Origin of the sequence: Chryseobacterium hagamense (genome assembly GCF_007991455.1) — a bacterium.
In the GTDB taxonomy this organism is placed as follows: domain Bacteria; phylum Bacteroidota; class Bacteroidia; order Flavobacteriales; family Weeksellaceae; genus Chryseobacterium; species Chryseobacterium hagamense.
In genome coordinates this window covers 1-25,043 of the sequence record NZ_BJYJ01000004.1, presented here as the reverse complement: position 1 = coordinate 25,043, position 25,043 = coordinate 1, and the positions used below count along the sequence as shown (strand labels likewise).

Sequence of the window (25,043 nt, the reverse complement as noted above, 5' to 3'; positions counted from 1 at the left end):
AATAAAAATCCGGATCAGCAAATTTTTATGGCATTATTTTTCCATCTATTGGATCAATCATCAAATCTAATTGTATGAATTTCAATAAATTTTACATTTCAGCCTTCAGTTTATTCCTGATTTTATCTTCTTGTAAAGACCATATGCTTCATGCTCAGAAGCTGGGAAAAGATGGCAGTGTAGAAACCAAAGAGCCGAATTCTCCGGAATATAAACCGGCATTTACAGGACAAACCCGGATAAAAGCCGTAAAGACCTCAACACCTTATAACGTGGAGGTTTTAAGCAAAGATCTGGGAAAAACCTGGGGAATTATCAACCTGCCGGACGGGAGGTTTTTAATTACCGATAAAAGGGGATATATGAACGTTGTTTCGGTGGATGGAAAGCAGATCTCTAAAATCGAAGGTTTCCCGAAAGTGGATACCAAAGGGCAGGGCGGTATGCTTGATGTCGCTTTGGATCCTGATTTTAAAACCAATAGTATGATCTACTTCAGCTTTTCGGAGCCTTACGAAAAAGGAAATCATACTGCCGTGGGTAAAGGAAAACTTTCTGCTGATCTGAAGACTATTTCTGGAGTTCAGGTTATTTTCCGGGCTACTCCAACGTATGACGGCGACAAACATTACGGCAGCCGGCTGGCGTTTGATAAAGACGGGAACCTTTTCGTAAGTACAGGAGAAAGATCAGACAAGCAGACCAGGGTATACGCCCAGAGAACGGATAATTATTTAGGAAAAATTCTAAAAATAACCAAAGACGGAAAACCGGCGCCGGGGAATCCTTTTATCGGCCAGGCAGGATTTAAACCCGAAATTTATGCATACGGCATCAGGAATCCGCAGGGAATGGCCATTGATCCGAACGGAACGCTGTGGGATGTGGAAATGGGACCAAGGGGCGGTGATGAGATCAACCTGATTAGGCCGGGAAAAAACTACGGTTGGGGCGATGTAACTTACGGAATTGAATATTCCGGGGAAAAGATCAATAACGGAACTACGCAGAAGGCAGGGACCGAGCAGCCGGTCTATTACTGGGATCCGGTAATTTCACCAAGCGGCGTTACTTTTTACACCGGAAACATCAGTGAATGGAAGGGTAACCTGATGATCGGCTGTCTTAGCGGAGAACATATCAATCGGATTGTGATGAAAGATAATAAAGTGATCGGCGAAGAACGTCTTCTGGAAAGTGAAAATGAAAGATTCCGGGATGTCCTGAACGGGAGCGACGGAAATTTATATGCCGTTACCGACAGTGGAAAGCTTTATAAAATTTCGAAAAAATAGAAAGACCGGAAGGAGGATGCCGGATGCTGGAAGTCTCCCAGTTAGTACCAAAAGCCCTTGGTCTTAAATATCAATAAAATTTTAACTGTTAAACAACAACTCCGGGCAGAAAATAATTTCTGCCCGGAGTTGTTTATCATGTCTTTTATTTAAAAGCTGTTGATCAGTCGGTTCAGTCCTTCCGTCAGGATCTCCCGAGAGGTGGAGAAACAGATCCGGATATGCCCTTCAGCTCCTTTTCCGAACCATCTTTCCGAACCCGGGACAACGGCTACTTTTCCTGCTTTTAAAACGTGTTGGGCGAATTCGTCGCTCGACATTCCGTTTTCGATTTTCGGGAAAATAACGAAGGTGGCTTCCGGAAGATTAGGGGTCAGAATTCCTGAGTTGCCCAGCATGCTGTGCGCCAGATCCCTGTTGTGCTGCAGATGCGTAAGGAAATCGTTGAACCACGGTTTCGCCCGGTCAATTGCCACACTCGCCGCAATTTGAGACAGGGTGGAAACTCCTTCAATGGTTGAATTGAACTGGGATTTCTCCGTAAAATCATCCATTAATTCCTGGTCATTGCACAGGACGGCACCGATTCTCAGCCCTGCAATACCGAAAGACTTTGAAAACCCGAATACGGTAAAGCTCTTTTTCCGGGCTTCTTCGGAAACGGAGGAATAGGTATTGAATTCCCTGTGGTCATAGACAATATCGCTCCAGATCTCGTCACTCATTACCCAAAGATCATGAGCAACGGCAATTTCGGATATCTTCTTCAGGATTTCTCTGGAGTAAACCCTTCCCACCGGGTTATGCGGATTGCAGATGCTGATCATTTTTGTTTTCGGGGAAATCAGGGAAACCAGCATTTCGAAATCGATGTCGCCGGTTACGGAGTCTACCGCACACAAACGGATGTTCCCACCGACGGCTTCCACGGTCTTTTTAAACAGGAAATCCACCGGATCGAAGATGATTGCTTCATCTCCGGGGCTAAGGACGTATTTTGCGATCAGGAACATGCCCTGGGCGGCACTGTTAACAGCTAAGACATTGTCCGGTGTAAAATTTCCTTTCTTCTCAATGTTAAAATGCTCAGCAACACTTTTTTTGAATTCCGGGATTCCGGAGAAGGGTCCGTAACTCAGATAACCGTCTTTAATATATTCAATGATTCCGTTTTCTATTTCTTCCGACATCCTGAAATCGGGATCGGCGGCCGTTAAAGGAATAATGCCGTCTTCAAGGGTAGCCCATCTTCCGTTGTAGGCTTTTCTTTTCAGGGCTTCAAAATTGATCTCTTTATTTGTAAACATTTTTTATTTGTATGAAATGGGTAATGTATTTTTCGGTTGTTCATCAAGCGGTAGAAGAAACTGGTCCAGCAAAGCCCTTCCGTTGGCAATGTGGATGTCGATTTCAGGCCTTCTTTCTTCTTCGTACTTCTGGAAAGTTTCCTGAAGAGGTTTTCCTTCGGTTAAAAGATTCGTCAGCGTAAAAGAATCCTTCAGGGCAGAAGTCACGCCCTGGCTGGTGAAGGGGATCAGCGGATGGGCAGCGTCACCGATAAATACGACATTCCGGTGATAAAAAGGATTCAGCTTTTCCAGTTCATAGACTCTCCAGATATGGGCGTTTTCGTAGCTTGAGCCTTCGATAATAGAGGAAATCAGGGGGTTCCAGGTTCCGAAATTATCGAGCATAAACTGCCTGATGCAATCCGGAGTGTAATCCTCGTTGATGAAATATTTGGTAATGTCGAACTGGCAGTACCAGAGGATTTTTGAAGAGGAAAGCTTTAAAACTCCGAAAGTAAGACCGCCGTTCTCATGGTGGAACTTCAGGAAGTTGCTTTCGATCTCACCGGCCAGTGCTTCATTTTCTATAATGTTCACCACTTCATTTTCCAGCACCGCTTTCATTGTTTCGTCCTGGAAAATCGTTCTTCTTAAACGGCTTCTTGATCCGTCTGACGCAATGACGATATCCGCATCCAGTTTCTGGCTGCCGTCCAGGGTAATCTGGGCTTTACCGTCTTCAAAGCCATTCAAAGCGACAGTAGAATTGTAAGAGATTTTATCTGCCGGAACGCCTTTGGCAAGGATTTCAATCAGCGCGCTCCTGGAAACCACAAATACGTTGTCCAGGTCTTTTTCGGAAATGATTTCTCCCGACCGGTTGTAATGAATATACTTTTTGAGGAAACTTCCCTTTGCATAAAGTTCGTCGATATCAATGATCTCGGAAAGAAATTCGATCCCTTCTTTCGGAAGGATGAACCCATGTCCCTTTAGGTCATTCGGAGTTCTTCTTTCGTACAGGTGATAGTCAATCTTATTTTTTTCCAGATAATTCGCCATGCTCAGCCCGGATACGCCGGCACCTATGATTGCAGCTTTGCCCATCTTTATTGGTTGTTTGTTTTGTTTTATTGTAGGATGTAATTTTTCCATTAAAATTATCGCATGGGGGAAAATGATGCCCCGCAAATAATTTTAATGAAAAGGAAAGTGGCTTTTAGCCAAAATGGTTGAAAGTAGATAAGATAATATCAGGACGGTATTATCTTACAGAACACCTATTCCGGTGCTTTAAAAATATTGTCGTCGGAATGGAAGCCTGCCACGCCGCCACTCACCGCAAATTTCATGGCGGAAGCAGCCGTCATGCCGACTACCGGTTTGATGTTTTTCTCCTCAGTAACGATCACCCAGCCTGAAATTGCATAGGAATGCGGGAGGTATACGGCCACATAATTGTGCTTTTCCACATCGGCCATTTCTTTCTGGGTCAAAAAACCGATTCTCCAGATTTCAGGGTTTTCATTGGTCTTTACCCAGACCGGATCATTGAATTTTTTCTTGTCGCCCACAAAGGAAGACATTACATCTTTCGTCGGGGTATAAATATGCTTGACACCGGGCGTCTTTTCCAGCAGGCGGTCCATGGAATCGAAAAAGAATTTTCCTACCACAAACTTATTGCCTAAAAAGCCTAATAATGCTGTGATTAAAATCGTGGAAATGAACACCAGTCCCGGGATTTCCCTTGCCACGGAAGGGATGATGTTATCAATTGACGTTACCACATACCAGATCACAAAGATCGTCAGCCCGATCGGACCGATGATCACTAATCCCTGAAAGAAGTTTTTCAGGAAAAAATTGGCGATATTTTCAAACGTCAGCTTTTTCACTCTGTGTTATCCGTGGATGGTTTCTCCTTTTCCGTAAGACTGGATCACCTTGGCTTCATATTCCAGCCATTCTTCCCATCTTGCGTTTACCTTCTGTTCATCACCCAGCTCCCTGGCAAAACCGATGAAAGTCGTATAATGATTGGCCTCCGAAATCATCAGTTCCCTGTAGAACACTCTCAGCTCTTCATCTTTAATATTTTCCGTAAGCACCTTGAACCTTTCGCAGCTTCTTGCTTCGATCATGGCTGCAAAAAGCATCTTGTCGATAATCAGATCGTCCCTGTTGCCGCCTTTCTGGATAAACTGTACCAGTTCGTTTACGTAATCGTCTTTCCGGGTGCGTCCGAAAGTATAGCCTCTTTTCTTAATAATCTCATGCACCTGCCCGAAATGCTCCAGTTCCTCCCGGGCAATGGCCAGAAGCTCGGTTACCATCTCCGGATACTCCGGCAGCATGGTAATAAGCCCGATGGCGTTGGTTGCAGCTTTCTGCTCACACCAGGCATGATCCGTTAAAATTTCTTCTATGTTTCCTTCCGCAATATTTGCCCACCTCGGGTCGGTAGGAAGTTTCAACTTAAACATGTTTTAAATTAGATTTATTTATATAGAACTATATTTTTCTAACATACTTTTCAATAAAGCAATCTGACAATCTTTATCTTTAAGCCTTTCTTCATACTGCTCGATAATTTTTTCAGAGAGATATTTAGTAATGTTAGAGTTTTCGGCACTAGAATTTTCATTTACATCAACCATATATTCAGGTAATAAATTATTTAATTTTTTATCAAAAATTTTAGCAATTCTACATAGAAGAAATATATCGGGAAAACTTTTATCTGCTTCGTATCTTCTATATGTTGATTCTGATATGTTTGACCAATTCTCATATAATATTAGTTTTAACAAAAATAAATAAGTTTTTTGATTTGGAAAATATAAAAAATTAAAAATTAATAAAATCGGTCATTATTTATTAATCATTTGTCATTTTTGATTGGGAAAAATTACAAATGATTACTATTTTTGATAAAAATTTTTAACAAAAAATAATTAATTAAAACTTTTAAAATGAAAAAAAATCTTATTAACTTTGTTAGTATAAGTGTATTTTTAGTAGTAAGTTCTTGTAGCAATGATATTGATAGTAATAGCTCTACTAATATCGTAGCAAAGAGTAAAACTTCAAAAAATGTGCAAAATAATAACTTTAGTAGGTCATCAAACGATGAATTGGATAAATTTGTAAGTAATAAAAACTTGCAGAAAATTATTGAAAATATTGATGCATATAAAAAAGCAGCTGCAATTGATGATGTTGATGCTCAACATCAAGCAATAGATGTTATAGTTCAAAGTAGTAATTTGCTTCTTGAAGATTATGGTGGTAAAGAAGAGGTTGTAATGAGTTTTTTCGAAGAATTAGAGGCTAATGACTCTAGTCCATCTCAAAGATATTATATGGGAGGAGGAGATAAATGTCACAAAAATTCAAATGGCACAATAAATACTGACGCTTGTAATTTTTGGGAAGAAATTGCTGTTGCATGGCAAGGTGCATTTGGATGTACTAAACCTGGATTTGGGGCTAGTCATCAATCATGGAATAATTATTACGATTGTTATCAGAGTATTGTTTGTAGAACATGTTAATTTAAAAATATAAAACAATGAAAAAGAAATCCGTAATATTTATAGGTATAACAATTTTAGCTATTATCTTTGCTATTAAAGTATTTGATAGATATAATGACGTTAAGAAGTTAACGCCATTAGAACTTCAAGCTAAAAACAAGTAAATAATATTTTTTAACAATTTAAAATTGGGATTAGTTTTACTGATCCCAATTTTAAGTTTATAATATTTCATTAAGTGGTATTTTTTTTGTTATGTTTAAAAAATCACTAAAAAAATATCAGTTATGAAAACAATCAACAACTTCAAGTCCAGAGTAAACGCTTTATTATTAATGATCTTCACCATGGGTACTTCTGCTTTGGCTTTTGCCCAGGAAACGACCACAGGAAGCGGAACCGTAACAACAGAACAAAAAACCACCACCACGACAGAATGGTATACCGATCCGATGTATATTATCGGCGGAGCGATTCTTCTGATCATCATTATTGCGCTGATCGCCAGAAACGGAAGAAGCAGAGCTTAACCGGCAGCCGTTTTTCTTCTCAGGAACTGAAGGGTTTTCCAACCTGCTTCATCCACTTTTTTCAGGCCTGCCGAAATGACGGATGCCAGAATGATATTGATACTGTAAATTAAAATCATTAAAACCCACCACGGCATGCTGTCCTTCAGCGGAACCACCAGAAAATAAATCAGGGAAGAACTGATGCCTTGCCCGAAATAGAAAAAGATAGCATTTCTACCAATATAGGTCACAAAATTTTCTTTTGTGACCTTTAATCTGTTGTAAAAAACGAAAAGTGTTACCAGAGAAAATAAAGTCCAGACAATATACGGTGTCTGGGGAGGAAATTTGTTTTTGCTGATCTTAAAGAAAACTTCATTTCCATAAAACGAGAACAGCCCTATCAATGCCAACGCAACCGCTGCATAGAGGACGGGGATGGCCTTTGTCGGAATCTTTTTGCCTTTCAGTCTATTTCCTGCCAGGAAAATCGTCATATAGAAAGCCACATAACCTACCTGTCCGGACGGATAAATTTCTGGAAAAATGTTGAATAATAAAGTCAGTGCTCCGCAAAGCCCGATGAACCAGTTGATATGTTTCGGAAAGAATCTTAAAATCAGGACCCCGAAAACGGTCAGGATATAGTACACCTTTAAATACCAGAAGCTTCCCATCACCACAGGGAATGTATCCGCATTGGTGTACTGATGCAGGTACCAGTTGCCCAGGTTTTCCCATTGCGGAACGGTGGAAATACTTGTAGCGGCGTATTTGGATCCAAAGGTCGAATAGAAATTCTGCAGCCATTCCGGTGAGAAGAAAGTCAGTCCGAACACCTTAAAGAAATAGTCGAGAAAAAACAGCAGGGTTACAAAAATCATGTAAGTGATCTGCAGTTTCAGAAGCCGGTAAAACGTTTTCTCGATATTCGATCCGGATGTGATCCCGCTCAGTGCATAGAATAGGGCGACATCAAAAACCAGGGAAAAGATCCTGATCTCCGGCAGGATGTAAAACTGCCCCGACCAGAAGGCCGTATGGATGAATATAATGGAAAGGGTGGCCATCCCTTTGGCGAAGTCGATATAAAGGTCTCTGTTCATGAATGCAAATATGAAGTTTCAAAAATAAATAAACTTTATGGATTCAGGGGTAAATAAAAAGAGACAGGAACTAAGTTCCTGCCTCTCAAGAAAAGATATTTCAAAAATGATGATTACTTTAAATTTTTAAATTCTTCAGCAGATATTTCGCCGGTCTGAAGTTTCTTAATCTCATCCAAATAAGGCTTCATATAAGCATCCAGCTCAGGATACTGTGAATTTTTTGCCATTTTATAGGTTCCGTTCAGCACGCCCTGGTAGTAATAGAAGAAATTATAATCGAAAGCTGAAGCGGTAAGGTCATACTGGCCCAGCAGGAATCCTAAACGGACGGCCGATCTTCGTTGCGGCGGTGTCCCGTGATGTCCGGCACTGTTGGTCTGGTAGTCACCGATGCTCTGGGCAAATTCATAGGCTGCGGCAATCTGTGCAAAGCTGGTCTGGTTATAGCCGTTCGGCCTTCTCAGGTAGTACCCGGCGAAACCGTCAGCTTCCAGTTCATTCGGTCTTGCGGTAGACTCGGTTACGGAAGGCAACCCGAAGATATATTGCAGCTGGTGGCCGTATTCATGGGCCAGGATCATCGCATTGACGATATCTCCGCCTTTGGATTTCGCATCATAATAAATAGCGTAGCCATAATAGATTTTCCCGGTAGAATACGAAATCGCATTGTAAGTGGAATTGTAGTTCGAAGGATCGTTCACGAATCTCAGCGTCGGATTGCTTCTTCCCCACATCCCTGAGATTTTGGTCATCTGGGAATTCATGAAGCTGGTATCCGTGGAATTCTGAAGCGAAGTGAGCAGCACCGATGAGGAACTCCAGTACTGGTCTACATAATAGCATACTTTTTCCAGGGCATTCGGCTGGTCGATGGTCAGGCTCTCCGTCTGTGGTGCAGGCTGCACCGGAGTTTCCATGGCATCGTCGTTACAGGCTGACAATGAGAGTGCAGCAATGGCTCCCAATAGGATGGGAAAATGGATGTTTCTTTTCATATATAAATATTTTGTAGGACGAAGTTATTCATTTTAACGGTACATCATATCACTTTATTGTGATAAATTATTCAAAACATAGTTAAAATTTTATTTTTAAAAAAGATGGGATTGAATTTGAATGGATTAGAAAATATTTCTTATATTTGCACCTCGAAATAACTAAAAATCTTATAAACAATGTTTGCAATTGTAGAAATAGCAGGGCTTCAATACAAAGTTGAGCAAGACCAAAAGCTGTTTGTAAACCGTTTAGCAGGAGACAAAGGAGGAAAAGTATCTTTTGATAAAGTACTTCTTACTGTAAACGGAGCAATCACGGTAGGCGCCCCAGCTGTAAGCGGAATCACTGTAGAAGCAGAGATCCTGGATCACGTAAAAGCTGATAAAGTAATCGTTTTCAAAAAGAAAAGAAGAAAAGGTTACAAAGTGAAAAACGGTCACAGACAATCTTTAACTCAGATTCAGATCACGGGGATTACCGGATTTGAAGGAGCTCAGAAAGCAGAAAAGCCTGCTAAAAAGACAACCAAAAAAGCTGACGCCGAAGCAACTGAAAGCGCAGAATAATTGTAAAACCAAAAAACCTTAAAATAAAATGGCACATAAGAAAGGAGTTGGTAGTTCCAAGAACGGTAGAGAATCTCACTCCAAAAGATTAGGAGTAAAGATTTTCGGTGGTCAGGAGGCTATTGCCGGAAACATCATCGTTAGACAAAGAGGTACGCAACACCACCCGGGTGCAAACGTGGGTATCGGTAAAGACCATACTTTGTTCGCTTTGATCGATGGTAAAGTAGTTTTCAGAAAGAAAGCAAACAACAGATCTTTCGTATCTGTAGAAGCAAACGCTTAATCAGGCGTTTTATAAAAATCAAAACCTCAGCATCTGCTGAGGTTTTTTTATGTCTTTATTTCAGTAAAGTTAAATTTTTCATAATTAATCATTTTAAAGGGAAATATTTTTATATCTGGCTCTGTTAAATAACTAATACACTGCGGAAGCCGAAAAGCAAAATAGAGTAGGCGTCAAATTAAACAAAATTTATTATGAAAAACCTGAAAAAGCTAACAAAACAGGAGTTAAAGTCTATCAGAGGTGCTGCAGGCTGTGTCAAGGTGAGGCCTGCTTCCAATTGTGAAGAACTCTGCCGATATCTGATCATGGGAGAAGCTGCCTGTCTCAGTGCTCCGGCAAAACCTCTGGCCTGTATTGAACCCTGTTTATAAAATCTTCATCACAAAAAAACTCCTTCGCCTTGAAGGAGTTTGTATTTTAAAAGTTTACCTGGAACCCTGCTTTTACGCCAAAAGTTGAAATATCCGGACGGTCCAGATAGTTTCCCCGCCAGTTGAAATCCACCCTGAAGATTCTCAGGTTTCCAAACCCGATGTTTTCAATCCCAAAACCGTATTCGTAGTAAATGTGTTCGCTGGGCGCAGAGTATTTGAATCCTTCTACATTAATAGCTTTCGAAGCATCACTCAAAGTTCCGTAAGCGCCTCTGATGAACGCAATTTCCCTCAGTTTTAATTTCTTGATCAAAGGGATGAAAGAAAGGATTTTTCCGTTGAAATGGTGCTCCAGATGAAGTGTGGTATACGTATCCGCTACAAACTCATAATAATTGAGCTGGGCAAAGGTATTCTGGGCTAAGCTGTATGACTGGTTCCCGGGTATTACATTCTGTAAGGCCAACGGTACGGTATCAAAGTTTTTCCCGGCTTCAAAGTTCAGCATCAGTTTACCCCAGCTTCCGATAAGGATCGGCTTGTAAAATAAAAACTGCAACTTATTGTAATTAAAGTCCGATCCGAATAATCCTTCCACTCCTCTGGTATATTTTAAAACAATTGTCGGTGCAAGCGTTCCATGCTCGGTTCTGTCCAAGCCGGTTTGTGAAAACTTGGCACCCGGTCTGGCAATCAGACTTAAAGTGAAATGGGAATCGTTGGTCGTCTTCCTCAGGTCTCCGTTTTTATAATACATCAGATTAAAGCCGGAAGGATTGGCGGATTTGATGCTCTGCATCGTTCCGTCCAGCCTGATCTGAAAGTTCTTCCAGGGTTCGATGGATGTAAATACATTGGTTTGGTTTAATGAGCTTAAGGAAGCATTTTCACCTCTGGCAAATATCGTGGAGGAAGCAAAGGTCCTGGCCATAATTCCGTCATCATTGGTCAGCTGGACTCCGAGCTGGAGAATGTCCCGCCTTGTTCCGGCGCCGATGGTAAAGCGGTTGACCCTGTTGAACATGTACCGTGCTTCAGCTCCGTATTTTACCTGGTGGTCCTTAAAGCCGTAGGCTGTGTAAAACTGAAGTCTCCACGGGTCATTGCGGGTAAAATAGGTTCTGGCTCCGATCCTGATCCGGTCACCTTCCACTTCATTTTTTCCGTAAACCGAGAAAATAGGTCCTAAATCGATTGCATTGCCAATGTGGTAATAACCTGACGCCAATGTTTCATAAAGCTTTACGATCCGGTTGAATTTCGGGGTCTGCTGAAGTTTGTCAAGCATTTCATAAACGCCCTGCTCACTTTTCGATAATGAATCCGGCCTTGCTTTTACCCAGTAGGCATCATCTTTGTCAACAAAATTATCCTCATATTCTTCTTCCTTCCGTTTGAAAATCTTCTCTTCCAGCGGCTTGTTAAACTGGTATTCGGAATAATCGACGGTCCGTTTCGCAACAATACTTTTGGCTGTTTTCTTTTTTGAAAAAGGCGTCATCTCGATTTCCGTTATTACTTTTCTGGGTAAAAATGTATTTTCGTCCGGATTGTCATATTCCAGCTCCGTTGAAATCCCGTTAATGAAATTGACGTTAATCTTCTGTGTGGATTTAAGGGTTGCTCCCAAAACGGCGTAGCTGTCGGTATCGATATACAGATAGCCCTGGAATGCCAGTACCTCCGTTCTTTTCGGTTGATAGCGGATTTTAAAGGCTTCTTCACCACGGATCGAAATCGTATCGGTCAGGTTGTAATCATAGGTGCTGAACCCTGTTTCTCCTACCGGACTTGGAAAGCCGATATCAAAATAATTCAGCGTATTGTCGTAAATATTGATATCGCGGTAAAGATTTTTTGCCGTTAGGGTAATAATCTGGTTATCCTGGAAACCGGAAGTCTTCTGAGCAACGAGGAGCTTTTTGTTTCTTTTAGACGGCCTGTTCTCCCCATAATTTTCATAAACCGCTTCGTTCAGAAATACCGGAAGCCCTAATTTCCCGTTTGCCGTGGAATCTTTATAATCGAAAATAAATTCAAGCTTGTTAAAGATTTTCCTTTTCATGAAAGCGCTGTCGAGGTTGTTCGCGTCAAACTGGATTTTCTCGTACTCTTTATAGGTATAAGTGTCGAATTTATCAAGCCCGTTGTTCCTCTTTCTTTCCCAGACCTTCTGCATAATGGCATACGCGGGATTCTCCTTTTTGTTTTTGTATTTCGGCTTTTCGTTGTGGATAACGACTTCCTGGATGCTGCTTACCTTTTCCTGTGCCAGTTTTACAAAAATATTTGAAGCGTTTTCAGAAGTTACGTCTATGGTTTCTAAAGAATAGTTTTTTCTTAAAAACCGCAGTTTATAAATAACAGTGTCGGACTGTACCGTAAAATTCCCCGAAGTGGTTGTTAATGCAGGCTTGTCTTTTTCATTGATAAAGATATCCACACCACTGATCGGCTTGCTGGTTTTCGCATCAATGATCTTTCCGACGGCTGTGTTTTGTGAATACACCCATCCGGTAAAAAACAGTAAAAAAAAGAGGGGATAATATCTGGAGTTACTAATTAACATTTATTGTTTCTTCAAGCTATGGCATAAACAAAAAGCATGCAGATTTTATTGTGCCGCATTAATAATATTTACATTTGAACCGATGCAAATACAAAGCTGCAAAGGTAAGGAAATAAGGCTACGGTTGAGCAACCTGTTTGTGCCTGTTTCCATAAAATAAAAAATAATTGCGGGTCTCGCCGGGCTAGGCGTATATTTTGCATCATTCAGCTCAGCGATACGGCTTCTCGTATCAGTATGGTTATTACATTACAAATTTTAAACAGTATGAAAATAGAAATCAAGACCCCGATTGAAAAAGTAACCCTGGAATTTGATAACGCAGAGTACTTCAAAAAAATTCATGAAGAGATTACCGAATCGATAACGGATGAACTGAATATAAAAGGCGTTTATTATGAAAAAGAAGGTTCAGGAACCATGTTTCCGGCCCTGCTTCTGAAGAACAGCATCATTACGGTGTATACGTCACCGGATTCATCTTCAGCTTCGCCCTTCTTTTTATAACTGATACAAAGCCCCTTGACCGGGGCTTATTTTTTTAGATTCAGAATAGAGTATTGGGTGTTTTCTCCGGTTCCAGGTCAATGTACTCCAGATTCGGCGAATAATTCGGAAACTGGAATTTCTCAATAGGTTCCAGTTCCAGGAATTCTCTTCCCATTTTTGCGTCGAGGGTAATGATCATCCGGTCATGTATTTCTGCCTGTACGGGATTCGGAAGGGTAGTGACCAGCCCGAAACCCAAATTACCGTCTGTATATACATTAAAGAACCCGGCTATATAAAATTGCGCTTTGTCTTTCCAGAACATTTCATGCTTTGCTTTCACCGGGGTTTTTCTTCCCGGAACCGGAATGCTCTTATGTTCGAAATAGGAGGATGCCGGGATCAGGCATCGGTTCTTTTCAATTTTCCGGTAATACGTATGGGTATTTTCGGACTGCAGGTTTTTCCCTTTGGTGGGCGCATCCGGATTTTCTCTAACGCCCCAGAAGGTATTCATCAAAACAATCCCGTTATGATTGGCTATTGCCGGAATGGTTGGGGCAGTTTGTTTCGTGAATGCGTTGATGCTTCCGTTTAAGACAAAGTTTTCCTCTTCATATCCTTCCGCCCCCAGATCCTCGACGGCTTTCTTTAAACTGACTTTTTTATTGTTGAAGTTATAGCACATACTGAATTTTAAAGGATGGGTACAAAATACATGCAAACTGAGACTGCTGGGTTAGAATTGAGGGATGTAAATAAAAGAGTCTGTCTCACAATTAGTAAAAACGGACTTTTTGTAGGATTTTTCTCCACCTCCTGTCTGATAATGGTTCTCATACAGGCAGTCCTTAGACCGTATCATTTGATTGTAAGACTAACGCTATGTGCTTCCTTACTGTGTGAATATCTAGTTGTTGTAGTTGGTTACTAGGCTTTATAGTCATCATTTTTAAAACATATTATAATTGTGTAACACTTTTGTTAAAATCATTTTAACCAAATGTATTTATATTTTCGGATCTATTACGATGTTTGATGGAGATTGTAAAGATCTCTGATTTATAATATCTCACCAAATAATCATAAATTATCATTTCAAATACTCTTTGATTGGAAACAAAAAGCCTGTTGATATTCATGTGGAATATGCTTTGAAAAAAATTCTGCAAAGACATTCTCAAAGATTGATTTTCATTGCGACGAAGAACATTTTCTAAAGCAGCATTGTTTTTTTCAATATTGAATAAAATGGCACTCCTCTCTTCCGAAAATTCGTCTGAAATCAAGAAATCCAAATATTTAGGTTTAAACTCCTTGTATTTTTTATCCAATTGAGAATTAAGTTTTTTATCGGCATTGAATTCTCTTTTAAAAGCATTATTAAAATCTTTCATCCATTCTAACTTTTCCTGCACTGAAAGATTTAATTTATTGAGCATCTGATCAATCAAAAAAAGGCTGACAATAATCTCTTCCTCATCGTCATAATGGAGACATTGCAGAGTAAACTCACTGTTTCTATAAAATACAGTTTCTGCATCTTTTATGGTATTTTTTCCATAACGTTCAATTTCCCTGTTATACGTATCTACTACAATATTTGAAATTTCCCCGCTTTCTGTAAATTTTTGAAGAGAAGCACTGATACTTTTTAAAACTTCAGGGTAGTTTTGGGGATCAGTCAGCATAAACCTTAACCTCAGGTGAGGTTTTGGATCATTGTAACGGATAAAAAACCATTTGGAAATATAATTTTCTTTCTGAAAACACTTTACCAAGGGCACAACCGACTCTTCTAAAATAAGGTCTGCCGTTTTTATTCCTGTGTAAATTTTAAGATATAACCATTCGCTTCCCGGAGCAAATTTTCTTTTCATCATTTTTGTAGTGCTTTTTATTTTACTTTTAGCATGGGAAAGATGAATTCCCTCTTAAAGTCATCATTTCCGTTATATAAAAATTCTTCAATAACAACCGTCTTTTCTTTTTTTACCGTTTGTAAAAAAACCGTTGACATATCATCGTTTTCCAAATTGACGGATAAAGTATTATCGGATTTTACCAATTGAATCCATTGAGGAATTTTTCTTTTCAGTCTCCAGTCTTTCAATTTCGAAATAATCTTATCATTGCTTAGGTGTTTTTCAGATAAAAAAAGCAAGATCTTTTTCTGTGATTTTCCACTGTGCTTTTGAAAGAACGATATTGTTGTATTTAACCCGTGGGAGAAACTTATAGATATGTTCCAATCCGCCCCAATTAAAGTACAGTCCGGATCTGATGTCCTGAGACTGGAGATCACACAAAAAATGATATACCGGTAAAGTATTGTTGGAATAATTGTGCGCATTAGTGAGATAGGGTTTAACCTCTTTATTCAACTTCCGTGAACGTAGAACAATTCTATTATTTTTTACAGAGATAAAAAGATCTTCTACCGAAATCTGATGATCAGCAGATAAGACCGATTGTGCAAGAAAAGGAATTTCATATTCCCTTAAAGTTGGTCTTCTTACAATATTTCCTATTCTTGCTTCCGGAAGATGAATAATTTCTGCAAGAGTATAATTTTTATAAAACGCTTCTTCTTTCTTAGCAATATTTTTTGTTAAATCTCTCACTTGCGATTTTTCTGAACAGAATCTTCCTAAAAGATTGGCTGCACTTTTTCCAGTACTACCGTTCAGTATCATTTTTTCCTGATCTCCTTCTGAAAAAATTTCAGCCATAAAAGAAATTGTTGCCGGAAGATCATCCCAGTTCTCCTCTTTGAGGTCTTTGAAGTCGGCGTCAGTAAGTTCAATTTTATATTGTTGTTCTAATAAAGCTTTCTGTAGTCTTTCATTTAGAATTAAGTGAATAGAATTAAGTGTCAACTGTAAATTCTGTTTTTTTCCGGAACCCTGAAACTTCAGATCTTCCAAATAAGGATGAATTCCCGAATTATTTTGAATATATCCAACCCCAATTTCAGTATCAAGAGCATTCAACAAAGGGACTTCCTGAGTTTCAAACCTTTCAAAAAATGCTTTTTTAAAATTTTCGAAATGAGTTTTTTGTGAAGGAAATGATATTTTATTTGATAGTATAATAGCTTTTTTTAAATCTGACTTTAGTTTTGAAGATAAATTATAATTTTCATTATAATACAGGTCTGTCTAGAAAAGATACTTTTGATCATAATCTGTTTTAAATTCAAATTTTTGAAAAAAAAAATAAAAACATCATATTCAGATAGATGCCTGTCTAAATTTATAAATATCGAAAATTAATATATCGGAATTTATAAATTCCGATATCGCTTTTTTTGTTCAAATATAAAAACGACGCAACTTTGCTTCAATCAAAAACACAAATGTTTGTTTTCTTTTATATGTGCGCAGTATAAAAAGAAAGTATAATGCTGATCAGCAAAACCCATGTCAGGGATTATATGACAAAAACATTTTATTAAACTTAAAAATCAAAACATGAAAAATTTGAAACAACTTTCAAGAAAAGAAATGAAATCTTTAACTGGAGCTAAAAAAAATCCTAACGAATCTGTTGTAGCAGCAGGAGAAGATGTAGGTTGTGGTTGTGTAGCTGCATTTTGTGTAACTAGTAGCAACACCGACGGAAGTAAATATTGTAGCGCAAGCAATTGCTGCTAATTAAAACTTAAAACTAACAGCAACATATTTAAAAAATGTTGCTGTTTCTTTATTGAAAATATCCAAAAAATGAATGATAAAAATTATAATACACTATTGAAATATTTGAATCACAATAAAATAAATATTGATAGTGAGGAATTTAAATTACAACTTCAAGGGCATCCAGACTTCCCCACTTTACTATCATACTCTGATACAATGAAGTTCTTCAATATTGAAAATACATCATATCATGTAACGAATGATGAAATCAATTTATTACCGGAAAAATTCATTGCTTTATCAAATGGCGAATTCAGATTTATTGACAATAAAAAAAATAATAGCTTTTTTTCAGATTGGGATAATATCGTTTTGATAGTAAATAATATTGAAGAAAAAGTTAAAAATAAACTTAGTTTTCCTTTGTTAGAAATATTTTCAATAATATTTTTTGTTTTTATCTTCTTACTTTTTAAAGTGGATTCAACAAACCTTTCTTTGAAAACAATATTTTTTTCTACATCAATTATTGGATTAACTTTAGGATTTGAAGCTTACAAAAAAACACATGGAAAAGGAACAATCATTCCTATTGGTGTTTGCCAAAGTAAGGTTTTAAAAACTGATTGTGATTTTGTTTTTAACGCGAAAAGATGGAATATTTTAAAATATATTGATTTGTCAGAAGTTTCAATCGCTTTTTTTGCAACTCAAATCTTTTGTTTTTTAATAGCATCATTACTTAAGCAAACAGAAGTCTTTTTTTATATTTATAAGATAGGATTGTTGTTTTTTATTCCTATTGCATGTTTATCAATCTATTATCAGCTTTTCATAGTTAAAAAACTCTGTCCGATTTGCCTTGTGATAATTAGCTGTGTTGCTATTCAATTAGCAACATTATATACTTTGTTTTCTTTTAAAAATTTCAATAGCATTGCTATTTTATTCTATTTTTTAGCCTTTACATCTACCCTTATTGGTCTTTATTATTTAAAAAGTAAATTTACTGTATTTCAAAAATTGAAAGATGAAAATACAAATTATATAAAGTTTAGAAAAAATTTCACTTTCTTTAAAAATAATTTATCTATTCAGAAAGAATTAATAAATAAAGACTTTTCAAATGCATTTAAGTATGGAAGCAGAGACTCTTATATTAATCTAACACTAGTTACGAATCCGTACTGTAAACATTGTAAATTATTCTATCCCTACTTTATGAAAATAATTAATCATTTATCGGAAAAAATAAGTATTAATATTTTATTAGATGTAGATTTTGAAAAGCAGCCAAAAGAAATTAATCAAGCATATATTGAATTAGCTCAAATTTATAATAATGCTGAAAATAAAAGTGAATTTTTGAATGCGTTGAACGAATGGTATATTTTACATAATGCCACCAATAAAAAAGAAAACTGGTATGAAAAATATTCAAAATATTTTCAAAATGAAGACAAAGCAATTTCAATTTTAAAAGATCAAAGAACTTGGCTTAATGAAAACGAAATATATTATACACCAAGTATTTTTATTAACAACTTTGAATACCCAACAGAATATGAAAGATCGGATATAGAATATTTTGTATCTGAAATCATAGACAATAATGAAAACTATTAAATCGCAATTATGAAAGAGCTTATAACATTCCTTTTATTATTACAAACTTTTTTATTGTTCTCTCAAAATAATCGATTTATTTATGAAGTTGATTATAAAAAGGATTCTACTTCTAATGAGATTACAAAAGAAAATTATAATTTAGATATAACACAAAATGATATTAATTATTACAATAGACTTTATTACATTAATGATTCTTTATATACTAATATAAAACAATATGGTTTTGAAGGATTTAAGCTGACATCCTTTCTCCTAAAAAAAATAAAAAATCCTTTTTATGAAAATTATGAATATATAGGAGATGTTAATTTTTATAAGATAGAAGAACCTGTAAGTTTTGAATGGGAAATTACAGATAGTACAAAAAGCATAAATGAATTGAAAGTACAAAAAGCAGAAACCAATTTTGGAGGAAGAAAATGGATTGCTTGGTTTACTGCCGAAATACCATTTTCTTATGGTCCATATAAATTTAATGGCTTACCAGGACTTATTATAGAACTTTATGATAGCCAAAAAAATTACTTTTTTAAACTTATAAAAAATGAAAAAATTCCTAAAGACTATGAAAGTCTTACTTTAGATGGTTTTAAATCGAAATCGATTAAAACAAATTATCAAAAACTAAATAAGTTGAAATTAGAACTTTATCAGAATCCTTTTAAATATGTTCTTAATGGAAAATTAACTATTCCTGATGGAAAAAAATTGCAACTGGAAGATGGAACAATTTTGACTAAAGAACAGTTAAAACCAGCAGAAAAAAAGGAAAGAATAAAAATAAAATCTTTAAATAATCCTATTGAGTTGAATAAGGCTATAAAATATTCCCCATAAATTATAATTACAAATTAATTTGCATTATTTTTTTGCAATGCCTTTATAAAATAAGATGGCAAAGTACTAGTGATTTTTTTAAAAGCGTTTGTGAAAGATTCTGCATTATTATATCCCGCATACTCTGCAATACTTGCGATTGTAAATTTTTGAAGCTGTGTATTTGTTTTAATCTCCTCTATTATGTAATTTATTCTTAATTCATTTAGATATTGTGAAAAATTCTTCCCTTTTAATTCATTTACAGATCTTGATAAATAAGCTCTATTTGTATTTAGTTCTTTAGATAAAATATCTAAATTCATATTTTTATCTAAAAAACGTTTTCCTTTTTCAAATTCCTCTAATTGAAGACTTAGTTGCAAAAACTTATCGTCAGATAACTTTACTTTTGATTTTTGAATCTTATTGTCAACAACTGCTGAAGTTGAAGAATTAAAATTTTCATCTGTATTATTTACAATAGACGGTTTTGAATTAGATAACAAGAAGTCAGCCTTTTTTTTATATAGTTTGACTTTCTTTATATTACTTAAATATAAGAATAATGCAATAGCTAAGAATATACTGCCAATTCCTAATAACCAAAAAAGAATATGATTTTTTGAGTTGAGATCAGAAATTAATTTTTCCTTTTCTTTAAGTAAAATAGGAGTATCATACTTTTTATTAATTTGATTTGAGAGTATGCTTTTCTTTTTGTATAATATATTATCTACAGCAAGTAAACGCTCTATATAATACAATTGTTTATCTTTAATTTGAAGTTTTTTGTAATAATCAATTAGAATAGGGTATGTATCTCTTAATTCAGGAGTAATATCTTTAGTTTTTATTATAATAGAATCAATAGTTTCAAATTTTTTCAAAAAATTACTATTGTTTAGTTTTATAAGACATTTGCCCGAGTAATATTCACTCAAAGCCAGATTTTGAGGATCAAAAGAATTTGTTTTAATTAATCCTGAAACTTTAGCTAGTGTTTGCAAAGATTTTTTGTAGTCTTTTTGATTGTATTCATTTATTCCAGCTATTAATAATAAATTTGAATGCATTTTTGCATTTTTAGCTTTGACATTTTTTTGGAATCCCAGCTTTAAATACTGATTTGAAGTTTTAATATCTTTCCGCTTATTATAGGCATAAGCTAATGCGTAAAGGCATCTTACATAATTGGATTTTTCAGTTAATTTATTTTGTTCCAGAGAAGATTTGTAATTTAAAAATAGACTTATTGCTTCATCATAATTTTCAAGCTCAAGTTTTAATAATCCAATATTAAAATTGATTATATTATAATTTTTGCTATTTTCTTCACAAAAATTTTTAGCTAATAAATAATTATCCAGCGACTTTAAATAATCTCCTTTTAAATAATAATGATTTCCCTTGTATGTATATGCATCAGACAAGTATTCTCTATTGTCAATCTCTTTTGCAATGATAAGAACACTATCTAAATAAGGAATAATTTTGTTTTCGTTAGAAAATCGTGATAATATTAAATATCCATTGATTAGCTTAACATTATTACTGTTTTTCTTGCCATTTAAAATTAAATTCTTGGCATAGGTTGTCGCTTTTATAGAATCTTTTATATGAAATTTTTCTATGCTTAGTGAAAAGCATAGGTTTTGGTAAAGAGAAAAAATTAAAATAAACAAAATCCTATACATCTGTGTTTTTTCAACTTGCAATATTACAATTTTTCTGCATTTTTAAGTAATTTAGATAACATATTAATAATTAGTTCTTTAAGCTATTATATGTTTGAATTTATAAATTTTATACTATAACGACTCAAAATATATAAATCTTATGTTACTTTTCTTGTATGACCAAAAAAGCACTTGCATCTTTGCTACAGAAAAAACGATAGTATGGAAAGAATATTTTTTATAATCATTGTATTATTTTTTAGCAAGGCATACAGCCAAACTGAAGCAAATAGATTTTTTTATGAACTTACTTATAAAAAAAACAAGGACTCTTTAATATAATTGCTTTCTATCCTGCCACGTTTTCAGTACTAATTGGGTATTGGAATGAAAAACGATCAGTTATATTTAAACAAAATAATAAAAATAATGAAGTTACAACTTAAAGATATTTCCTATACAGTTGGAGATAAAATAATTTTAAATAAAATTAATCTGGAATTTGAAAATGGCCTTTATGCATTATTAGGATTAAATGGGACAGGAAAAACTTCTCTGATTAATATTATTTCAACATTAAAAAAGCCATCGACCGGGAATTTTTTTTATAATAATGTATCAGTATTAAATAAACCGGAATATCTACGAAAAGATCTGGGATTTATGTCTCAGAATCTTGGGCTTATTCAGGATTTTGACATTATACAAAACTTAACCTATTTTGGACTATTGAAAGGATGTGAGAAAAAAAGTCTCAACAACAATATTTCAAAAATTTTAAAAGATTTTGATTTAGAAAGTTATAATAATCAAAAAATAAAAAATCTGTCAGGTGGAATCAAACAGAAGATCTCATTTGCGTTATCTATAATTAACAGTCCTAGTGTTTTAATACTAGATGAGCCTGTCAATAATCTGGATTATTTGGAACGTGAAAAGATGTATTTGCTTCTAAAAGATATTTCAAAAACTAGTATAGTCATTTTATCAACACATTTAATAGAGGAAATTTCCAGATTCTGTGATAAGAAAGTAACAATTAGTAATGGAACAGTCTCTCTGGAAAACAATATTAATTTTCAAATAAACAGCTAAATGTCAAGATTGCTCTCTTTGTCATCTTTATACTATACGTATTTAATCAAAAAAAAATCCTTTATTTTCTGTACCCTGATTTTAGTCGTATTAGGGCTTTTTCTTATACCTAATAAAGATGCAGATTATGTAACATTCTATATGGGTAACATAAGCCCTGCTCCAAATAAATTTTGGATTGGAAACTTGTCCGCAATTTTTTCTAATGTGATTATTTCATGGCTAATGATTCATATTTTAGCAGGAGAAAGGGAAAACGAAATTTTGAGTTATACTTATATACAGGAAGATCTTTCTTTTTTAAGCTCATTTTTTAAAGCATTACATAAAATCCTAGGACTTTTCTTTATAGGAATCACATTTCTATTTATTTTGAATATTACGATTTTCATCCAGAACATCAAGCTTACGGGATCATATTTTGTTCTGCCTCTTTTATATTTTTCGGTTCCATATATCCTGATTATTGCTGGCCTAAGTTATTTTATAGAATTTTATATAAAAAATAAATTTTTCAAATATGCAACCTATTACATATTTGTATTTTTAATCATGTTTAATGATAAGTTTTTTTTAGGAATTTTAGGAATTCATGAATTAAATTTTATAATCAATAAGAATATTTCTGAAACAAATCTATTTGCCATTGGATATTTACCAAAGTCTAGACTTCATATTATTTCTCTACAAGAACCTATTTTTCCTATATTCTGGCTGAATAAATTAGCCGCATTTTTACTATTTATTCTAACGGTGTATTTATTATGTAAAATTCCTATAAATAGGAAACTTACCACAATTAAAACACTAACCGATTTTTCACAAAAAGCCTCAGAAATAAAGTCTATTAAGTTTTCCTTTAGTCAGATAAAAAAAGATCTGTCATTTTTCAATATACTTCAAAAAGACTTTTATCTGTTTTCACACTCAATAGACAAGACTGCAATTTATGCCATTCTTATTATATGGGTTTTGTTATTCCTGGTAAAAGAAGATTTTTTAAAATTCCTGTTACCTTTACTCTTTTTCTTTACTCTTTTTATTAATAAATTTCTTACAAGATTATCTTTATATAATATTGACTATGCGGAGAAGATTTCCCCTTACAAAAGTTTTGAAATAATTTTTTCCAAAAATGCTATAATCTTTGTTTTCTATGCAATATTATTAATACCACTATTAATAAAACATTCATTTACACAAAATTTGTATGTATTACTAAGCTTTTTAATACTTGCATTTTTTCAAGTTATCATGTCTCGTATTTTTAGAAATAATACATTTACTGATATCCTATTGATTATTTTATTTGCCACTTATTTAACAGGTAAACCTATTTTAAATATTTTCCAGTTATGAAAATTTATTACGATAATTATTGTCCCAACTGTACTTTATTTGTTAAAAATATTAAAAGATTGGACTGGATGAACATGCTAGAATTCAAGGAGTTGAGAAACCTTAATCATATTAAAGAAGCTATCGATATAAATAAAGCATTAGCAGAACAACAAATGGCTTCATATAACGGAAAGTGGAGATATGGTTTTGCTACTATTTATATGATATTTTTAAGACTCCCACTACTCTGGATATTCCTTCCAATTTTCTTCCTGTTTAAAATAACAGGTATTGGACAATTAATTTATAAAGAATTAGCTGTAAAAAGAAAGATTATTCCTATACATTGTGACAAGAAAAGTTGTAAAATACCATAAAAACTATCTCCTTAACTAAATGGGACTGTCTCTCTTGCTCAAAAACTTACAGTAATCGGAATTACTATTGGGCATTTTCTGAATTCCCTTGATAAATTCAAAGGCATTCAAGTTTCTATCAAGAAAAGTATAGAATTCACCCGTTGTGCATTATGGGTAAAAAATAATAAAGTTATTCATTTGATTAATAATCAGTAAATTGTTTTTACCACAAAACATCTACAATGAACAACTTGAGGGCAAATTACGAAAGAATTTTGGAAGTATTAAGAAAAATATCAAATGATGATCTTTTATATTATCAACGCCGAACTCCAAAAATGAGTGATTTAGAATTAATTAGTTTAACTGCAGAATACATGGGGATTGATAGCGAAAATCATTTATTCAGAATTTTACCGCAATTCTTTACAACCAGAATTGAGAGAACAGTTTACGATCGGAGAAAAAGAAGATTAATGAGTACTACAAATACAATAAGACTGCAGTTATCCGAGATGCTTAATGAATTTGAAAATTATTTCATTGTTGACAGCATACCTTTAAAAGTATGTAAAATATCTAGAAGCGCTCACTCTAAAGACTGCAAAGAAGCAGAGTTTAGTTTTCCTGACAGAGGATTTTATGCTTCGCAAAAATTTCTTTCTATGGTTATAAATTACATGCAGTATGTTCTGTAAACGGAGTTTTTCAAAGTGTGGATCTCAGTGCAATGACATTCATTATCTTAAAGATATACGGCATCAAATGTCTGATTGTGTTTTGATTGGAGATAAATGATACTTATCTGAAAGTGTGCAGCTTAACTTGTTTGAAACTGCTAATATCAGGCTTGATACTCCCAAACGGAAAAACCAAAAACACTATAAACCTCAATTTTATCTATTCAGAAAGAAACGAAAAAGAATTGAAACTTTATTCTCTCAATTATGTGACCAGTTTATGATGAGAAGAAATTATGCAGAAACATTTTCTGGGTTTAAACCAGAATAATATCAGAAATCACTTCTTTAACGGTTATACAATACATTAATAAAGTGATTTTTAATAGAAATATTAATAATGAAGTTGTTTAAACTTATTTAGAATAAAAAGTTCCGAGAAAATTAGCAATTTTGGATTGCAATTTAAAAGACAAATAATCTGGAACTCATCAGCAAAGATAAAATAGAGAAATGTGTAATCTTCCCAAAAAACTGGAGCATTTAGAAATATAGTTTTTAAATTTGGGAGACAATGAAAAACAGTAAATTTTCAGAAGTTCAGATCATCAAGATTTTATCTGAGCAGCATCAAGGCAAAACAGTGAATGAAATTTGCCGGGAACATGGTATCAGCCAGCCAACCTTTTATAAATGGAAGAATAAATATTGCGGTTTGGATGTTCAGCAACTCATTAAAATGATGGAACTTGAAAAGGAACTTTCGT

At 34.8% G+C, this 25,043-nt stretch carries 27 protein-coding genes and 2 pseudogenes; 16 read left to right on the top strand and 13 right to left on the bottom strand.

Features of this window, described 5'->3' with window-relative positions:
- The first annotated feature begins 74 nt into the window (after nucleotides 1–74).
- A complete protein-coding gene (locus CHA01nite_RS06015; protein ID WP_146940412.1) occupies nucleotides 75–1,295 on the top strand; it encodes a PQQ-dependent sugar dehydrogenase in 1,221 nt (406 codons plus the stop codon).
- 149 nt (nucleotides 1,296–1,444) lie between these two features.
- On the opposite strand, the gene CHA01nite_RS06010 is transcribed toward CHA01nite_RS06015, so the two are convergent.
- From CHA01nite_RS06010 to CHA01nite_RS05990, 5 genes are all read right to left on the bottom strand, one after another.
- The gene (locus CHA01nite_RS06010; RefSeq protein WP_146940411.1) at nucleotides 1,445–2,602 is read right to left on the bottom strand and encodes a pyridoxal phosphate-dependent aminotransferase; all 1,158 of its coding nucleotides are present in this window, start codon (nucleotides 2,600–2,602) and stop codon (nucleotides 1,445–1,447) included.
- Between the two features lie 3 nt (nucleotides 2,603–2,605).
- Complete coding sequence (locus tag CHA01nite_RS06005) at nucleotides 2,606–3,691, bottom strand: FAD-dependent oxidoreductase (RefSeq protein WP_146940410.1); 1,086 nt, start codon at nucleotides 3,689–3,691, stop codon at nucleotides 2,606–2,608.
- Between the two features lie 173 nt (nucleotides 3,692–3,864).
- A complete protein-coding gene (locus tag CHA01nite_RS06000) occupies nucleotides 3,865–4,482 on the bottom strand; it encodes a DUF502 domain-containing protein (protein ID WP_146940409.1) in 618 nt (205 codons plus the stop codon).
- A 6-nt stretch (nucleotides 4,483–4,488) separates the two neighbouring features.
- Nucleotides 4,489–5,070: a MiaE family protein gene (locus tag CHA01nite_RS05995; RefSeq protein ID WP_146940408.1), complete on the bottom strand. Its 582-nt coding sequence runs from the start codon at nucleotides 5,068–5,070 to the stop codon at nucleotides 4,489–4,491.
- Nucleotides 5,071–5,088: 18 nt separating this feature from the next.
- Nucleotides 5,089–5,397, bottom strand: coding sequence for a helix-turn-helix transcriptional regulator (locus tag CHA01nite_RS05990; protein WP_146940407.1), 309 nt, complete (start codon nucleotides 5,395–5,397; stop codon nucleotides 5,089–5,091).
- Between the two features lie 162 nt (nucleotides 5,398–5,559).
- Here CHA01nite_RS05990 and CHA01nite_RS05985 point away from each other — a divergent pair, with 162 nt between their 5' ends.
- The 3 genes from CHA01nite_RS05985 to CHA01nite_RS05980 all read left to right on the top strand — a co-directional run bounded on the left by CHA01nite_RS05985 (nucleotide 5,560) and on the right by CHA01nite_RS05980 (nucleotide 6,653).
- Nucleotides 5,560–6,141: a hypothetical protein gene (locus CHA01nite_RS05985; protein ID WP_146940406.1), complete on the top strand. Its 582-nt coding sequence runs from the start codon at nucleotides 5,560–5,562 to the stop codon at nucleotides 6,139–6,141.
- A 17-nt stretch (nucleotides 6,142–6,158) separates the two neighbouring features.
- Nucleotides 6,159–6,287 carry a hypothetical protein gene (locus CHA01nite_RS20930; RefSeq protein ID WP_262712136.1) on the top strand — a complete coding sequence of 43 codons (129 nt, stop codon included), beginning with the start codon at nucleotides 6,159–6,161 and terminating at the stop codon, nucleotides 6,285–6,287.
- Between the two features lie 123 nt (nucleotides 6,288–6,410).
- Nucleotides 6,411–6,653 carry a hypothetical protein gene (locus CHA01nite_RS05980; protein ID WP_146940405.1) on the top strand — a complete coding sequence of 81 codons (243 nt, stop codon included), beginning with the start codon at nucleotides 6,411–6,413 and terminating at the stop codon, nucleotides 6,651–6,653.
- Here the strand turns inward: CHA01nite_RS05980 and CHA01nite_RS05975 are convergent.
- Both CHA01nite_RS05975 and CHA01nite_RS05970 read right to left on the bottom strand, forming a co-directional pair.
- On the bottom strand, nucleotides 6,650–7,741 hold the full coding sequence (locus tag CHA01nite_RS05975) for an acyltransferase family protein (RefSeq protein WP_146940404.1): 1,092 nt from the start codon (nucleotides 7,739–7,741) through the stop codon (nucleotides 6,650–6,652). The genes CHA01nite_RS05980 and CHA01nite_RS05975 overlap by 4 nt on opposite strands.
- 113 nt (nucleotides 7,742–7,854) lie before the next feature.
- Entirely contained in the window at nucleotides 7,855–8,742 is an 888-nt protein-coding gene (locus tag CHA01nite_RS05970) for a neutral zinc metallopeptidase (RefSeq protein WP_146940403.1), read from the bottom strand.
- 180 nt (nucleotides 8,743–8,922) lie between these two features.
- On the opposite strand from CHA01nite_RS05970, the gene rplU reads away from it, so the two are divergent.
- The 3 genes from rplU (at nucleotide 8,923) to CHA01nite_RS21125 (ending at nucleotide 9,972) form a co-directional block, all read left to right on the top strand.
- On the top strand, nucleotides 8,923–9,312 hold the full coding sequence (gene rplU / locus CHA01nite_RS05965; RefSeq protein WP_146940402.1) for a 50S ribosomal protein L21: 390 nt from the start codon (nucleotides 8,923–8,925) through the stop codon (nucleotides 9,310–9,312).
- 28 nt (nucleotides 9,313–9,340) lie between these two features.
- Entirely contained in the window at nucleotides 9,341–9,598 is a 258-nt protein-coding gene (gene rpmA, locus CHA01nite_RS05960) for a 50S ribosomal protein L27 (protein WP_027387413.1), read from the top strand.
- A 194-nt stretch (nucleotides 9,599–9,792) separates the two neighbouring features.
- Nucleotides 9,793–9,972 carry a bacteriocin-like protein gene (locus CHA01nite_RS21125; RefSeq protein WP_444979414.1) on the top strand — a complete coding sequence of 60 codons (180 nt, stop codon included), beginning with the start codon at nucleotides 9,793–9,795 and terminating at the stop codon, nucleotides 9,970–9,972.
- Nucleotides 9,973–10,018: 46 nt separating this feature from the next.
- Here the strand turns inward: CHA01nite_RS21125 and CHA01nite_RS05955 are convergent, their stop codons facing one another.
- Nucleotides 10,019–12,544 (bottom strand): DUF5686 family protein, encoded by a 2,526-nt coding sequence (locus CHA01nite_RS05955; RefSeq protein ID WP_146940401.1) that lies wholly within the window; start codon nucleotides 12,542–12,544, stop codon nucleotides 10,019–10,021.
- Between the two features lie 267 nt (nucleotides 12,545–12,811).
- Here CHA01nite_RS05955 and CHA01nite_RS05950 point away from each other — a divergent pair, with 267 nt between their 5' ends.
- Nucleotides 12,812–13,051 (top strand): hypothetical protein, encoded by a 240-nt coding sequence (locus CHA01nite_RS05950; RefSeq protein ID WP_146940400.1) that lies wholly within the window; start codon nucleotides 12,812–12,814, stop codon nucleotides 13,049–13,051.
- Nucleotides 13,052–13,091: 40 nt separating this feature from the next.
- On the opposite strand, the gene CHA01nite_RS05945 is transcribed toward CHA01nite_RS05950, so the two are convergent.
- From CHA01nite_RS05945 to CHA01nite_RS05935, 3 genes are all read right to left on the bottom strand, one after another.
- Nucleotides 13,092–13,721: an SOS response-associated peptidase family protein gene (locus CHA01nite_RS05945; RefSeq protein ID WP_146940399.1), complete on the bottom strand. Its 630-nt coding sequence runs from the start codon at nucleotides 13,719–13,721 to the stop codon at nucleotides 13,092–13,094.
- 307 nt (nucleotides 13,722–14,028) lie between these two features.
- Nucleotides 14,029–14,916, bottom strand: coding sequence for a thiopeptide-type bacteriocin biosynthesis protein (locus CHA01nite_RS05940; RefSeq protein ID WP_146940398.1), 888 nt, complete (start codon nucleotides 14,914–14,916; stop codon nucleotides 14,029–14,031).
- Nucleotides 14,917–15,180: 264 nt separating this feature from the next.
- The gene (locus tag CHA01nite_RS05935) at nucleotides 15,181–16,188 is read right to left on the bottom strand and encodes a lantibiotic dehydratase family protein (protein WP_146940397.1); all 1,008 of its coding nucleotides are present in this window, start codon (nucleotides 16,186–16,188) and stop codon (nucleotides 15,181–15,183) included.
- Nucleotides 16,189–16,506: 318 nt separating this feature from the next.
- Between CHA01nite_RS05935 and CHA01nite_RS05930 the strand changes: the two genes are divergently transcribed.
- The 3 genes from CHA01nite_RS05930 (at nucleotide 16,507) to CHA01nite_RS05920 (ending at nucleotide 19,143) form a co-directional block, all read left to right on the top strand.
- Nucleotides 16,507–16,689, top strand: coding sequence for a bacteriocin-like protein (locus CHA01nite_RS05930; RefSeq protein WP_146940396.1), 183 nt, complete (start codon nucleotides 16,507–16,509; stop codon nucleotides 16,687–16,689).
- Nucleotides 16,690–16,758: 69 nt separating this feature from the next.
- A complete protein-coding gene (locus CHA01nite_RS05925) occupies nucleotides 16,759–18,300 on the top strand; it encodes a vitamin K epoxide reductase family protein (protein WP_146940395.1) in 1,542 nt (513 codons plus the stop codon).
- A gap of 9 nt (nucleotides 18,301–18,309) precedes the next feature.
- Nucleotides 18,310–19,143 carry a GLPGLI family protein gene (locus CHA01nite_RS05920; RefSeq protein WP_146940394.1) on the top strand — a complete coding sequence of 278 codons (834 nt, stop codon included), beginning with the start codon at nucleotides 18,310–18,312 and terminating at the stop codon, nucleotides 19,141–19,143.
- 14 nt (nucleotides 19,144–19,157) lie between these two features.
- Here CHA01nite_RS05920 and CHA01nite_RS05915 read toward each other — a convergent pair whose 3' ends face one another.
- Entirely contained in the window at nucleotides 19,158–20,840 is a 1,683-nt protein-coding gene (locus CHA01nite_RS05915) for a helix-turn-helix domain-containing protein (RefSeq protein WP_146940393.1), read from the bottom strand.
- A 348-nt stretch (nucleotides 20,841–21,188) separates the two neighbouring features.
- Between CHA01nite_RS05915 and CHA01nite_RS05910 the strand changes: the two genes are divergently transcribed.
- The 3 genes from CHA01nite_RS05910 to CHA01nite_RS05900 are packed head-to-tail and all read left to right on the top strand — an operon-like array spanning nucleotide 21,189 to nucleotide 23,614.
- Nucleotides 21,189–21,896 carry an ATP-binding cassette domain-containing protein gene (locus CHA01nite_RS05910; RefSeq protein WP_146940392.1) on the top strand — a complete coding sequence of 236 codons (708 nt, stop codon included), beginning with the start codon at nucleotides 21,189–21,191 and terminating at the stop codon, nucleotides 21,894–21,896.
- A complete protein-coding gene (locus CHA01nite_RS05905; RefSeq protein WP_146940391.1) occupies nucleotides 21,897–23,255 on the top strand; it encodes a hypothetical protein in 1,359 nt (452 codons plus the stop codon).
- On the top strand, nucleotides 23,252–23,614 hold the full coding sequence (locus CHA01nite_RS05900) for a DCC1-like thiol-disulfide oxidoreductase family protein (protein ID WP_146940390.1): 363 nt from the start codon (nucleotides 23,252–23,254) through the stop codon (nucleotides 23,612–23,614). Before CHA01nite_RS05905 ends, CHA01nite_RS05900 begins: the two co-directional genes overlap by 4 nt.
- 15 nt (nucleotides 23,615–23,629) lie before the next feature.
- Here CHA01nite_RS05900 and CHA01nite_RS21145 read toward each other — a convergent pair.
- Nucleotides 23,630–23,731, bottom strand: a pseudogene (locus CHA01nite_RS21145) (hypothetical protein); the annotation flags it as partial.
- A gap of 107 nt (nucleotides 23,732–23,838) precedes the next feature.
- Between CHA01nite_RS21145 and CHA01nite_RS05895 the strand changes: the two are divergent.
- Together CHA01nite_RS05895 and CHA01nite_RS05890 are read left to right on the top strand one after the other, a co-directional pair.
- Nucleotides 23,839–24,690, top strand: a pseudogene (locus CHA01nite_RS05895) (IS982 family transposase).
- 160 nt (nucleotides 24,691–24,850) lie between these two features.
- Nucleotides 24,851–25,043 (top strand): transposase (locus CHA01nite_RS05890; RefSeq protein ID WP_146940389.1); only part of this gene is annotated, 193 nt, incomplete at its 3' end.